Raw genomic sequence first — 13,427 nt, 5'->3', positions numbered from 1 at the left:
CAAATCAGGGAGGCCCACTCGATGGGCCGGCGATTCTCCGTAGATTCCCTGGTGGTTGTCATACGAAATTGTTCTTCGAAGTGGCGAAATTCTGCCCGCCAGAATCCCGTGTTGGCTCTCAAGTCGTTGAAATGGTGATGTTTGTGATGTTGTCAGGCGAGCCGCTGGTCGTCTGGGGCCGCATCCGCATCACTTGATTTGTTTGACAACATTAAACGCGCGGTGCTACCTTGGCGAGCATCCTGACCCCATTCGTCCCTGAGGTGCCATGAACGTCTCACCCATTCTCGAACACGAGTTTGCCGCCAGCGTTATGGCTGTGCCTCCGCTTGCCCGCCGTGCTGACTATTCGCTCGATGCTACTGAGAACCTCAAGCTGATCCGGCATATCGAAGCGGGCGGCGTGCGTACGCTGCTGTACGGCGGCAATGCGAATCTTTATCACGTCGCCGTCAGCGAATACCGCGAACTGCTCGATCTGCTCGCCGAAAGTGCGGGCCCGCAAACGCGCGTGATTCCGGCCATCGGTCCGGACTACGGCAAGATGCTCGACCAGGCGCGCATCCTCGCGCAGACCAACTACCGTACCGCGATGGTGTTGCCGCTTGGGGGATTTACGACTTCCGAGGGCGTCGAAGCCGGTCTTACCCGTATCGTCGATGTAGCCGGCATGCCGCTCACGCTCTACATCAAGAGCGAGAACTATGTGGATGTCGATACGCTTGCGCGCCTCGTCGACCGCGGCACGCTCATCGCCGTCAAATACGCGATCGTGCGCGATAACCCGGCGGACGATCCCTACCTGCAGCGTCTGCTCGAGAACGTGAGTCCGTCGAAAGTCGTCTCGGGCATGGGCGAGCGGCCCGCGCTCGTGCACGTTCGCGATTTCGGTCTGGCCGCATGGACGACGGGGTCGGGCTGTATCGCCCCGCACTCGGTGATGGCACTCCTGCGAGCCGCGAAAGAAAACCGCGCGGCAGAGGCGCAGCGCATTTACGACGCATTCATGCCGCTGGAAACGCTGCGCGACGATATCTCGCTGATTCGCGTGCTGCATGATGCGGTGACCTTCTCGAAGATCGCCGATATGGGTGCGATCACGCCGCTGCTCAGTTCGACGCCGCAGGAGCATCATGCGAAGATCGATGCCGCGACGCAGGCGCTGCTTGCGTTCGAGCGCGAACTTGCGGAACGTCCGTGAAAAACTGAGGACGTAGTCCGACTATCTGGTTTATCCGCTGCCGGGCCGCACGCAAGTCGCGGCCCGTTCGGCGTTTCACAGGAGTTGCAAGATGCAGATTACCGGAGACATGCTGATCGGCGCCTCCGCGGTGCGCGGGACCGAGGGCACGCTGCGCGCATTCGACCCGGTGCGTAACGCCGACATCGAACCCACCTTCGGCGGCGGCAGTGCAGCCGATGTCGAACGGGCGTGTGAACTGGCCACGCGCGCGTTCGATCCGTACCGCCTGGCACCGCTTGAAACGCGCGCGCGTTTTCTCGAAGCGATTGCGGACAATATCGTCGCGCTCGGAGACGCGTTGATCGACCGCGCACATATCGAATCCGCACTGCCGAAAGGGCGCATCGAGGGCGAACGTGGCCGCACGGTCGGTCAGCTGAGGTTGTTTGCGTCGTTGGTGCGTGATGGCCGCTGGCTCACCGCAACACTTGATCCGGCGTTGCCGGATCGCAAGCCGTTGCCGCGTTCCGATCTGCGCCTGCAGAAGATACCTGTCGGCCCGGTTGCGGTGTTTGGCGCGAGCAATTTTCCGCTGGCGTTTTCAGTTGCCGGTGGCGATACGGCATCGGCGCTTGCGGCGGGTTGCCCGGTCGTCGTTAAGGCGCATCCGGCGCACCTGGGCACGTCGGAACTCGTCGGTCGGGCGATCCAGAAGGCCGTCGCAGACTGCGGTTTGCCGGAAGGCGTGTTCTCGCTCATCCTGGGCGCGGGCAATGCGATCGGCGAGGCGCTGGTTGCACATCCCGCGATCAGATCGGTGGGTTTCACAGGTTCGCGTCGCGGCGGACTTGCGCTCGTCGACATTGCATCGAAGCGTCGCGAGCCGATTCCCGTGTTCGCCGAGATGAGCAGCATCAATCCCTTCTTCCTGCTGCCCGGCGCGCTGGCACAGCGCGTCGACGCGATTGCGTCCGGCTTTGTCGATTCAGTGACGCTTGGCGTCGGCCAGTTCTGCACGAACCCGGGTCTCGTGATTGTGCTCGACGGCCCGCAGACGCAGCGTTTCATCGATGCCGCCGCGCAGGCGTTCGCGAAGAAAGAAGCGCAGACCATGCTGACCGCCGGCATTGCCAGTACCTACAAGGCAGCCATCGAGCGGCGCGCTGAAGCGGAGGGCGTCCGCAGCGTCGCACAGGGCGCTCCGACGGGCGCGTCGTGCGCCGCATTGCCTGCGCTCTTCACGACTACTGCCGCGCGGTTCCTGGCATCAGCCGAACTCGAGGACGAAATCTTCGGACCGACTTCGCTGGTCGTGACCTGCAGCGATGTCGCTGAGATGATCCGTGTGGCGGAGCACCTCGAAGGTCAGCTGACCGCGACGCTTCAGCTCGAACCCGACGACTACGAGCTTGCTCGACAACTGCTGCCGACGCTCGAACGCAAGGCGGGCCGCATTCTCGCGAACGGCTTTCCTACCGGCGTCGAGGTATCGTATGCGATGGTCCACGGCGGACCGTTTCCGGCGACGTCCGATGCACGCGCGACGTCTGTCGGCGCGACGGCGATCGAGCGCTTCCTGCGCCCGGTCTGTTATCAGGACCTGCCTGCGGCGCTGTTGCCTGAGGCGCTCCTCGACGACAATCCGCTGAAGCTGTGGCGTCTGCGGGATGGCAAGCTTGTCCAGGGTTGATCGCAGGATGATCGTTTGAAACAGCTCGTCTCTGCATGATTTCAGGTAGCAGCAAGCCTGCCAGGCAGGCGAGCGTTTGCGCTGGACGTCGCAGGCTTGCAGCAGGCGACGCGAGGCTACGCACACAAGGAGCACCATGACAGACAGCAGCCGTCGTTATCCTGATCCCGCCGTTCGCGTACTCGATCCTCGTTTCGCGGCGCTGCGTCTCGCGTCGGCCTCGGTCGAATGCCTGTACCAGGGGGCGCGCTGGTCCGAAGGGCCGGTGTGGTTCGGCGATGGGCGCTATCTGCTGTGGAGCGACATTCCCAACAACCGCATCCTGCGCTGGGACGAAGAGAGCGGCGTGGTCACGCCGTTTCGCCAGCCGTCGAACAATGCCAATGGCCACACGCGTGACCGCGAAGGACGACTCGTCAGTTGCGAGCATCTGACACGGCGTATCACGCGCACCGAGTACGACGGCTCGATCACCGTCCTCGCCGATCGCTATCGCGGCAAGCGCTTCAACTCTCCGAATGACCTGATCGTGAAGTCCGATGGGTCGATCTGGTTCAGTGATCCGACTTTCGGCATCGACGGGTTTTACGAAGGCGAGCAGCAGGAGTCAGAACTGCCGGCGTGTGTCTATCGCGTCGATGGCCAGTCGGGCGAGGTGACGGTCGTCGCGGACGACATCACGGGCCCGAACGGACTCGCGTTTTCGCCGGATGAGTCGTTGCTCTACGTCGTAGCCTCGCGCGAGGTGCCGCGCAAGATCCGCGTGTTCGATGTGCGCAGCGACGCACGCACGCTCGAAAACAACCGCGTGCTGATCGATGCAGGCGAGGGAACGCCGGACGGCTTTCGCGTCGACATCCACGGCAACCTGTGGTGCGGCTGGGGCATGGGCACCGACGAACTCGACGGTGTCCGCGTGTTCACGCCGCAGGGTCAGCCGATCGGCCATATCGCGCTGCCTGAGCGCTGCGCGAACGTCTGCTTCGGCGGCCGGCATCGGAACCGCCTGTTCATGGCGGCGAGTCATGGGTTGTACTCGCTGTATGTGAACACGCAAGGCGTAAAGGGCGGTTGAGACTGCGTGCGCAGACCGGTGCGCGTAGCAAGTTGCCAAACAAGTATTGGGGAAAATCCGGGTGGCACCTCCGGCTGCCAACATTGATTTTCAATCAAACCATTGTAAATAAAGAGATTTAATTCAATCTCGCCAAATGGTGCCATATCGGCCGTATCTTGCAATTTGCTTGACATCAACAACCCCGGTTAGCTATGTTCCACTAAGCGAGACATGTACCGCCAACTACTCAAGATGACCGGCGGACTTCCATACCAAGAAGCGAGGAGATGCAATGACTTTTGCTGGCAAGGTGTCAGTCAGGTTGGCGGCTGTCTGTGTAGCGGTCGGGGCCGCGTTTGCGCCGGTGGCGCGTGCTGCCGATCCGGTCACGTTGAACATCGTCGACGTCGCGGGCGATCTGCAACTGACCCAAAAGGGCTTTGAGGCATTCAAGGCGAAGTACCCCAATCTCGTTTCGAACATTACGTACACCAACGCGCCCGCGCCGCAATTGCCGGGCAAGATCAAGGCCATGCAGGCGGCAGGCCGGTCGGACATCGATCTGGTCCTGACGGGCACCGACGCGCTCGCCGCCGGCATCGAGCAGAATCTGTGGCAGAAGCTGCTGCCGGATAACGCAGCCGCTTTCCCTGGCGTACTCGACAGGTACGCGCCGGGTCCGCGCAAGATGCAGGACCTGGCCCAGGGCTACGGCCTTGAAGTGGCCTATATGCCTGCAGGTCCGCTGCTCGAATACAACCCCGCCAAGGTCAGCGACCCGCCGAAGACCCCTGATCAACTGCTGCAATGGTGCAAGGCGCATCCGAACAAGCTGATCTACGCGCGCCCCGCCAATTCCGGCCCGGGCCGTACCTTCCTGATGGGTCTGCCATACGTGCTGGGCGACAAGGATCCTCACGATCCGATCAACGGCTGGGACAAGACCTGGGCATTCCTCAAACAGCTGAACGACTGCATTCCGTACTACCCGGGCGGCACGTCGGCGGTGATGAAGGAACTGGGCGAGGGAACGCGCGACATGACCGTTACCGTGACCGGCTGGGACATCAATCCGCGCGCACTCGGCATCGTGCCGGCGGAATTCCGCGTGCAGGCATTCGACAACATGACGTGGGTGAACGATGCCCACTACATGGTGATCCCGAAGGGCGTGCCGAAGGAAAAGATCGACGTGCTCTACAAGCTGATCAACTTCATGCTCGAACCGGCACAACAGGCGTTGACGTATGACGACGGCTACTTCTATCCGGGTCCGGCCATCAAGGGCATGACCGAAGCGCAGGCGCCGGAACACAGCCAGGAAGTGCTGAAGAAATTCGGTCGTCCGGAGTACGCGAAGTTGCTGGCCGATCGTCCGCACGTTCTGCCGCTGGACGCCGCTGCGATGGTCGCCGCATTCCAGAAGTGGGACCGCGAAGTCGGCGCGGCGAAGACGAAGTAAGGGCAGTGCCTACCCAACGCACGTAGAAGCACGTTCACACGATCCGCGCGGCGGCCTTGCCGGTCACTTGCAAGGCCGCCGCCAGCGTCAGGAAACCGCCATGAAGCATCACTTTGAGCAGTTACGTCTCGACTCGGTCTCCCGTAGCTTCACGAATGCGGAAGGCCACGCAGTTGCGGCCTTGCAGGGTCTCGATCTCAACATCCAGCGCGGCGAATTTATCGCGTTGCTGGGGCCTTCAGGGTGCGGCAAGTCGACCGCGCTCAATTGCATTGCCGGTCTGCAGCCGCTCACGGGCGGCGGCATCTGGCTCGACGACAAGCGTATCGATGTGCTGCCGCCGGAAAAGCGCGGCTTCGGCATGGTGTTCCAGAACTACGCACTGTTTCCTCATATGTCGGTGCTCGATAACGTCGGCTTCGGGCTCAAGATGCGCGGTGTGCCAAAAAGCGAAGCGACCCGGCGCGCGCGCGAAGCGCTGCAGCTCGTGCAACTCGTCGGCCATGAGCGCAAGCTGCCGGGCCAACTGTCGGGTGGACAGCAGCAACGCGTCGCGATTGCGCGGGCGATTGTGATCGAACCGCCGCTCGTGCTGATGGATGAGCCGCTGTCCAATCTCGACACGAAACTGCGCATTGAAATGCGCGCGGAGATCCGCCGCATCCATAGCCAGCTCGAACGCGCGACGATTTACGTCACGCACGATCAGGACGAAGCGCTGTCGATGGCCGACCGCATCGTCGTGATGAAGGAAGGGGTCGTGCAACAGGTTGCCTCGCCGAAGGAAGTCTACGGCCGGCCGAAGAACCTGCATGTCGCGCGCTTCATGGGCTATCGCAACGTCGTGGAGTTCACGCTCGAAGGGATGCAAGGCGAAGGCGTGGCGGTAACGGCGAACGGCGTGCGTCTCGTCGGCACGCCGATGGAAGGGTTCAACAGCAAGCGCCTGAGCGTCGCGCTGCGTCCGGAGGATATGGAACTGGCGGCTCCTGGCATGGAGAACGCTTTCGACGCAGACGTCACAACCGTCGAATACGGCGGCCGCGATTCGCTGATTCGCGTGAAGACGGAATTCGGCGAGCTGTGGGCAAGGCTTGCCGGCGAATTTGCCGAAGGCGAGCGTGTCAGCCTGCGCGTGCCGCCGTCGCGCACGCTGGTGTATGACGGAGAAGCGCCATGAGCACCGCGCTGCTTGCGCCGCGTGCGCCGCGCGATACGAAGGGGTGGCTCGTCTCGCCCGCACTGATCTTCATTCTCGCGCTGTTCATCTATCCGTTCCTCTACGGTCTCGTGCTGTCGTTCCAGCCGACCAATGGCGGCAGCATCTGGGGCAACTACACGACGTTCTTCACGGATACGTCGATGTGGCCGACGATCATCGTCACACTGAAGCTTGCCGTGCCCGCGACGCTGATCAACGTAGGCGTGTCGATTCCGGTAGCGTTTGCGTTGCGCCGCAATTCGCCGTACCAGAGACTGGTCACGACGCTGCTGGTGATTCCCGTCACGCTCGGCACGGTGCTGATCGCCGACGGCATGCTGACTTACTTCGGCCCGAACGGCTGGTTTCCGCAGGCGTTGCAGGCGCTGCATCTGTACACGGATGAAGTGCGGCTGACGCACAACTACTGGGGCGTGCTGATCTCGCTGATCGTATCGGGCTTCCCGTTCGCTTTCCTGTTGACGCTGTCGTATGTGACCGGCATCGATCCGACGCTCGCGAGCGCCGCGGCCACACTCGGGGCCGGCTCATGGCAGCAGTTCCGGCAGATCTATCTGCCGCTTCTCGTGCCCGGTTTGACGATGGCTGCCTGTCTCTCATTCGTGCAGGCGTTTTCGGTGTTTCCGTCCGCGGTGCTGCTTGGCGCGCCCGCCGGGCCGACGCGCGTGATGTCGATTGCCGCGGCGGAAGCGGCGTTCGAGAACTATGATTATTCGCTCGCCTCGGCCATTGCGATGGTGATGGGCTTTGTGCAACTGCTGGTCGTCGCGGCGATGCTCGGCGCGCGCCGGTTCTTTTATAGCGGACCGGTTACTGGAGGGAAGGGCTGATGGCATCCGATCACCACGCCGCGCATCCCTGGCCGGCGACCACGCCGAAGGCCAACGGAAACCGCGAAGGGCGCAACGACGGCGCACAGCCGTCGCGGGCCGAAAGGCAGCGCACGAGTCTGCCCGATCGTTTGTGGAAAGCGCTCGTCTGGGGCGCAATGGGCTTCTTCCTGCTCAACGTCGTGTTGCTGATTGCGACGGTCGCGGTCAATTCGGTCGCGACACGCTGGTTCGGGACGCTGCTGCCGCAGGGTTTCACGCTGCACTGGTACGCACAGGCATGGAGCGACTTCCAGCTTGCCAGCGTGCTGTGGGTCACCGTCGAAGTAGTGGGCGCCGTCGTGCTGCTGTCGGTCGTGCTCGGGGTGCCGGCCGCCTATGCGCTCGCCCGCGTGCAGTTTCCCGGCAAGCGCTTCGTGATGCTCATATTCCTGTTGCCGTTGATGGTGCCGCCTGTCACTTACGGCATTCCGATGGCCACCGTGATGTACAAGGTCGGTCTGGCCGGGACGCTGTCCGGCGTGATCCTCGCGAACCTCGTGCCGGCGCTGCCGTTCGTGATTCTCGTGATGACGCCTTTCATCGAGCAGATCGATCCGAATCTCGAATCGGCGGCGCGCATTTTCGGCGCGAACACGTTCCGCTATTTTCGCTACGTGTTGCTGCCGTTGCTGGTGCCTGGCATGCTGGCAGCGGGGTTGCTCGTGCTGGTCCGCACGATCGGCATGTTCGAGCTGACGTTCTTCACAGCCGGGCCGGCGACGCAGACGCTTGTGGTCGCGCTGTATTACGCGGTATTTTCAACGGGTGTGCGCGCGCCGCAATCGATCGATGCGATGGCGATGATCTACATGGCGATCACGTTGATCTGGGTGCTGATCGCACTGCAGTTCGTGAGCCCGACGCAGATCGTGTCGCGCGTGAAGCAACAGAAATCGTGATGTATGCGTGTGCATGTGTCGCGTTGCTCTAATCGGACGTAGCTGGAGATAGCGTGACGAAACGAAAGACCCCCGAAGAATTGCGCAGCCATCGCTGGTACGGCGTCAACGATCTGCGTTCGTTCGGCCATCGTTCGCGCACTGCACAGATGGGCTACAGCCGCGAAGAATATGCCGGCAAGCCGGTGATCGCGATCCTGAATACGTGGAGCGAGATGAATCCTTGCCACACGCACTTCAAACAGCGTGTCGAGGAAGTGAAGCGCGGCATCTGGCAGGCCGGAGGTTTTCCGATCGAGTTGCCTGTGCAGACGCTGTCGGAGCCGTTCCAGAAGCCGACCACGATGCTCTACCGCAACTTCCTCGCGATGGAGGCGGAAGAGACGCTGCGCTCGTATCCCGCCGATGGCGTCGTGCTGATGGGCGGCTGTGACAAGACGACGCCCGCGCTGCTGATGGGTGCGATCTCGATGAATCTGCCGACCATCTTCCTGCCCGCCGGCCCGATGCTGCGCGGTAACTGGAACGGCGCGACGCTCGGCTCGGGTTCCGACACGTGGAAGTACTGGGCCGACCTGCGTGCGGGCAAGATTACCGAAGAAGACTGGCAGGGTGTCGAAGGCGGTATCGCGCGCTCGCCGGGTCATTGCATGACGATGGGCACGGCGTCGACCATGACGAGTGCAGCCGAAGCGCTCGGCTTTACGTTGCCCGGCTTCGCGTCGATTCCCGCGCCCGATTCGCGTCACGCGCAGATGTCGGCGAAAACCGGCATGCGCATTGTCGAGATGGTCTGGGAAGACCTGAAGCCGTCGGACATCATCACGACCAGCTCGATCGACAATGCCGTGACGACCTGTCTCGCGCTATCCGGCTCGACCAACGCGATCGTCCACATGATCGCGCTCGCGCGCCGCGCCGGCATCGACCTGACGCTCGACCGCTACGACGACATCTCGCGCCGCACGCCGGTGCTCGCGAACATTCGTCCGACCGGTTCGTATCTGATGGAAGATTTCTACTATGCGGGTGGCCTGCCGGCCATGCTCGCGGAACTCGGCGATCTGATCGACCGATCGCAGAAAACAGTGAATGGTCAAACGCTCGGCGAGAACATCGAAGGCGCGAAAATCTTCAACGACGACGTGATTCGCCGTCGCACTGCGCCGCTGATGCCGGGTAACGGTCTTGCGGTCCTGCGCGGCAATATCGCCCCGGATGGCGCCGTGATGAAGCCAGGCGCTGCTGATCCGAAGCTGCACGTCCATACGGGTCGCGCAGTCGTATTCCGCGACTACAACGACATGGCGGCACGCATCGACGACGACGGGCTCGAGGTCGACGAAAACAGCGTGATCGTGCTGCAACATGCGGGGCCCGTCGGTGCGCCGGGCATGCCGGAATGGGGCCAACTGCCGATTCCGAAGAAGCTTCTGCAAAAAGGCGTACGCGACATGCTACGTATTTCCGACGCGCGCATGAGCGGCACAAGCTATGGCGCGTGCGTGCTGCATATTGCGCCGGAGTCGTTCATCGGTGGGCCGTTTGCGCTGGTGCAGGATGGCGATCTGATCGAACTCGATGTGCCACAGCGCAAGCTGAACGTGCTCGTATCGGACGAGGAGCTGGCGCGTCGCAAGGCGGCGTGGGTTCAACCGGCGCCGCGTTTCGAACGCGGCTACGGCGCCATGCATCAGGTCCACGTGTTGCAGGCCGACAAGGGCTGCGATTTCGACTTCCTGCAACGCGGAGGTGCGAAGACCGAAGGGGAGCCAGAGATCCACTGAGCTTTACGCATCGAAATACAAACGGCCGTTGTGCTCCTTTCGGGAGGACGACGGCCGTTTTACTTCAGCCGAGCGTTTCGGCTTTATGATCATCCAGGGATAATCAACCACCCCCGCTGGCTGTCCGCCCATCGGCTGTCAACTCCGAGCTGGCCTCGTTTAACCGAGGCTCATCGTCCGATGGAAATGCTTCGAAAATCGCTCGTCCAGGCGTACCCGCCGTTGGACAGGGCTTACGCTGAATTTATCTCAAAAATCGGATTTTTCCGATACCCGAGACTAGCCGTGGTTCGTACAGTAAAGGCTCCTCTTACTGGGTTGTGTAGCGCGAAAAGGTAACTCTCAGTCCATTGGGTTCCGAGTCCATCTGGTGTCCGCCCGCTACCGTGCGTTTCAAGCAATGTCATTCTTGCCCGCAGCCCTTTATTCCGACTGCGAGGTTTTGAAATGATGCTGTTGCCCTATCTACGTCATGCCTGCGCCAGCGCTCAGGCCATTGCCCCCAAAGTGGGTCATTGGGTGCATTCCCGATTTAAATCTCCAGCGCGTGTCGTATTGCTGTGCGGCATGGTTGCGATGCTGGGCGCGTCGGCTTGGGTCACGGTATCGGAAATAGTCAGTCGCGTGAACGCATCCAGCGCAACCCAACCGACCCTGGAGGTGACTGTGCCGGCTGCGCAACGCATTGAATGGGCCGAACAGGTTCCCGCAGGCATTGCCAGCAGGTTTAACGGGTTAGTGAGCAAAACCAGGAACAGTCAGCTATCTGACGCTGCGCCGCTTGTCATGCCGGAGGCCGACAGTGGTTCATACGCAGGGCGGATCGAAGGCACGTTGCGCGACACCTTGGTGCGTGCCAGCGTGCCGGTCGATATACAGAAGCAGACCGCACGTATTTTTGCCACCCGGCTCGACCTCGCTGCGCCCGCGCAGGAGGGCGACACTTATCGTGTTCTCTACGAGCGCGACGACGCAACCATACAGCGCAAACGGGTAACGGCCGTCGAACTCCGGTCTGGCGGTGAGGTCTACCGGGCCGTGTGGTTTATCGCGCCGGGGCGCACCGACGGAGACTACTATTCATTCGACGGACAGCGGCTTGCCGCTGAGCCATTTTCGATGCCGCTCGACTACGTTCGGGTCAGTTCGCCATTCGGTTACCGAATCCATCCGGTCAAGGGCAAGCCTCACATGCACACAGGCGTGGACTTTGCCGCGCCGAAGGGGACGCCTGTTGGCGCCGCCGCCTCAGGAGCCGTGCAGTTCGTTGGCACCAGTCACGGGTACGGCAAAACCGTCGTGCTCAGTCATCCCCAAGGGTATACGACGCACTACGCGCACCTGTCAGCCTTTGCCCGCGAGTTGCGCGTCGGCGCGCCGGTGACTGAAGGACAACCGCTCGGCGCGGTAGGCAACACCGGCACGGCCACGGGAGCCCATCTGCATTTCGAGGTGCGTCTGAATAATCAACCGGTCGATCCGCTCACGTTGACGAGCCGAGCCGGCGCTTCGCCGCTCACGGCCAGCCAGCGCGTCGCGTTCGACAGGGTGACAGGCGTCGTGCGCGAACAACTCGCGGCGTTGCCCGTCGATACTCCGACGGCCAGGATGGCGTCGAATGCTGAAGGCACACTGAATCGCCCTGCGAACCCTGAGGGCTCGCTGGTTTGAGGCACGAGGCCGTGCGCGTCTTGATGAGCCGGTCGTTTCGCGTCCGGTGAGTGTCGGGACTCTGGTGCATACAGGTGGTGTGGCCGAAATTTTTCTTATCAACATTCCGGACGGAGAGCGCTGGGGACTCCTGCTCAATCGATAAGGTATCCATATCTATAAGAGATGTTTCGGCTACACCACCTGGCCGAAGCCAGGCGCGTCATCGTCAGCCAGCATTGCCAAAAACGAGCTTTCCGCTTGAAGCCCATCAATGATCAGTATCCGACGCGGTACACACGCCCGGTCTGTGCGCCTTCCACGCTGCGGCTATACGCCAGCGCCGCACGCGCTGCGCTGACGGGCTCAAAGCCGCGGAAATACGGCGCGTAAGCTTCCATCGATTCTTCCAGCACCGTGGGGCTGACGAGGTTGATCCGGATGCCGCGTGGCAGTTCGATAGCCGCACCGCGCACGAAACCTTCCAGTGCCAGATTCACACTCGTCGCGCTTGCGCCTTCGCGGATCGGCTCGTCAGCCAGGATCCCGCTCGTCAGCGTAAACGAGCCGCCGTCATTCAGGTACTGCTGCGCGAGCAGCACCACATTGATCTGCCCCATCAGCTTGTCGCGCAGGCCGACCCAGAACTGGTCGACGGTCATGTCCGGCAACGGGCCAAAGTGAACCTTACCGATTGTGGTCACGATCGCGTCAACTTTGCCGGTTTGGGCAAAGAGCTTCTCGATGCTGGCGGGGTTCGTGCTGTCGACCCGGTATGCGCCCCGCGTTGCGCCGACTTCGATCACCTCGTGCCGCGCTTTCAGTTCTGCAACGACTGCACGGCCGAGCGTACCCGTAGCACCGATCACGACTACCTTTTTCATTTCATACTCCAGATGAGGAATGGCGAGGGGATTGTCACCCGATCGGGCAGAAGGAAAAAGAGGTATCGATGAGCAGGTCCTGCAACCTGCGGTTTCGAATCTGACACAAACGTTAGCGCGCGATATCGTTAAACGCACCCCGCAAAACAGAACCGCGTGCCACGAGGGGCACGCGGAAAAATCGAACGCCGGGGCGAAATGCGCGACCGGTACACCAGACCGCGCTACCTCCCGCGCTGGAGTTCGATTACGCGTGTTGGCCGCTGATGGTTCAAGGCATAGTGCATCCGGCCGCGATCATGCCGGTTGCCGTAATAGCGGGCTTCATTGAATCGCTCTTCAATACTCAGTGATTCTTCCGGCGCGACCATGCCCTTGTCGATCACGGTACAGCCTGGCTCCAGCGCCAGCAGCAGATGATTGCCACCCACCCGACTGTCGAAACCCGCGAGGCCATCACGCGACTCGGGCACGCTGTTGTCGAGCGTCGCGTCGCTGGTCGTCACTTCGTCCGGGCCGATTGGGCTGTGCCCGGCAAGACGTGCCGCCTCGCGATTCTTGCCGTCGGTGTCGACGGTGCTGTCGTGCGTGCGGTCGTTGTGAAGCTCTGCACTAAGCGGACTTTTGGCGACTGGCGTCGCTGCGTCCGTTTGCGGTTTTCTCTCGTTAGCGGTGTCCATTGCGATACCTCCATTGACCAACGACAAGGTGGAAAGCTCAC

11 protein-coding genes are annotated in these 13,427 nt (G+C 61.9%); 9 read left to right on the top strand and 2 right to left on the bottom strand.

Going from position 1 to position 13,427, the window contains the following annotated elements:
* Nucleotides 1-268: 268 nt before the first annotated feature.
* The 9 genes from P3T23_RS01060 to P3T23_RS01020 all read left to right on the top strand — a co-directional run bounded on the left by P3T23_RS01060 (nucleotide 269) and on the right by P3T23_RS01020 (nucleotide 11,843).
* Nucleotides 269-1,201 carry a dihydrodipicolinate synthase family protein gene (locus tag P3T23_RS01060; RefSeq protein WP_429314343.1) on the top strand — a complete coding sequence of 311 codons (933 nt, stop codon included), beginning with the start codon at nucleotides 269-271 and terminating at the stop codon, nucleotides 1,199-1,201.
* Between the two features lie 91 nt (nucleotides 1,202-1,292).
* Entirely contained in the window at nucleotides 1,293-2,873 is a 1,581-nt protein-coding gene (locus tag P3T23_RS01055) for an aldehyde dehydrogenase (NADP(+)) (RefSeq protein WP_429314342.1), read from the top strand.
* Nucleotides 2,874-3,009: 136 nt separating this feature from the next.
* Entirely contained in the window at nucleotides 3,010-3,948 is a 939-nt protein-coding gene (locus tag P3T23_RS01050; RefSeq protein ID WP_429314341.1) for an SMP-30/gluconolactonase/LRE family protein, read from the top strand.
* 274 nt (nucleotides 3,949-4,222) lie between these two features.
* Nucleotides 4,223-5,392: an extracellular solute-binding protein gene (locus P3T23_RS01045; protein WP_429314340.1), complete on the top strand. Its 1,170-nt coding sequence runs from the start codon at nucleotides 4,223-4,225 to the stop codon at nucleotides 5,390-5,392.
* A 100-nt stretch (nucleotides 5,393-5,492) separates the two neighbouring features.
* A complete protein-coding gene (locus tag P3T23_RS01040; RefSeq protein WP_429314339.1) occupies nucleotides 5,493-6,572 on the top strand; it encodes an ABC transporter ATP-binding protein in 1,080 nt (359 codons plus the stop codon).
* Nucleotides 6,569-7,444: an ABC transporter permease gene (locus P3T23_RS01035; protein ID WP_429314338.1), complete on the top strand. Its 876-nt coding sequence runs from the start codon at nucleotides 6,569-6,571 to the stop codon at nucleotides 7,442-7,444. Before P3T23_RS01040 ends, P3T23_RS01035 begins: the two co-directional genes overlap by 4 nt.
* On the top strand, nucleotides 7,444-8,385 hold the full coding sequence (locus P3T23_RS01030; protein WP_429314337.1) for an ABC transporter permease: 942 nt from the start codon (nucleotides 7,444-7,446) through the stop codon (nucleotides 8,383-8,385). Before P3T23_RS01035 ends, P3T23_RS01030 begins: the two co-directional genes overlap by 1 nt.
* Nucleotides 8,386-8,438: 53 nt before the next feature.
* On the top strand, nucleotides 8,439-10,172 hold the full coding sequence (gene araD / locus P3T23_RS01025; protein WP_429314336.1) for an L-arabinonate dehydratase: 1,734 nt from the start codon (nucleotides 8,439-8,441) through the stop codon (nucleotides 10,170-10,172).
* 624 nt (nucleotides 10,173-10,796) lie between these two features.
* The gene (locus tag P3T23_RS01020) at nucleotides 10,797-11,843 is read left to right on the top strand and encodes a M23 family metallopeptidase (RefSeq protein WP_429314335.1); all 1,047 of its coding nucleotides are present in this window, start codon (nucleotides 10,797-10,799) and stop codon (nucleotides 11,841-11,843) included.
* Nucleotides 11,844-12,100: 257 nt separating this feature from the next.
* Here the strand turns inward: P3T23_RS01020 and P3T23_RS01015 are convergent, their stop codons facing one another.
* Together P3T23_RS01015 and P3T23_RS01010 are read right to left on the bottom strand one after the other, a co-directional pair.
* Nucleotides 12,101-12,706 carry a short chain dehydrogenase gene (locus P3T23_RS01015; protein ID WP_429314334.1) on the bottom strand — a complete coding sequence of 202 codons (606 nt, stop codon included), beginning with the start codon at nucleotides 12,704-12,706 and terminating at the stop codon, nucleotides 12,101-12,103.
* Between the two features lie 224 nt (nucleotides 12,707-12,930).
* Nucleotides 12,931-13,386 (bottom strand): DUF3005 domain-containing protein, encoded by a 456-nt coding sequence (locus P3T23_RS01010; protein ID WP_429314333.1) that lies wholly within the window; start codon nucleotides 13,384-13,386, stop codon nucleotides 12,931-12,933.
* Between the last annotated feature and the right edge of the window lie 41 nt (nucleotides 13,387-13,427).

The organism is Paraburkholderia sp. GAS448 (assembly GCF_050435685.1).
Lineage (GTDB): Bacteria > Pseudomonadota > Gammaproteobacteria > Burkholderiales > Burkholderiaceae > Paraburkholderia.
The sequence above is the reverse complement of the archived record's forward strand: the minus strand, read 5'-3'. Positions and strand labels throughout refer to the sequence as shown.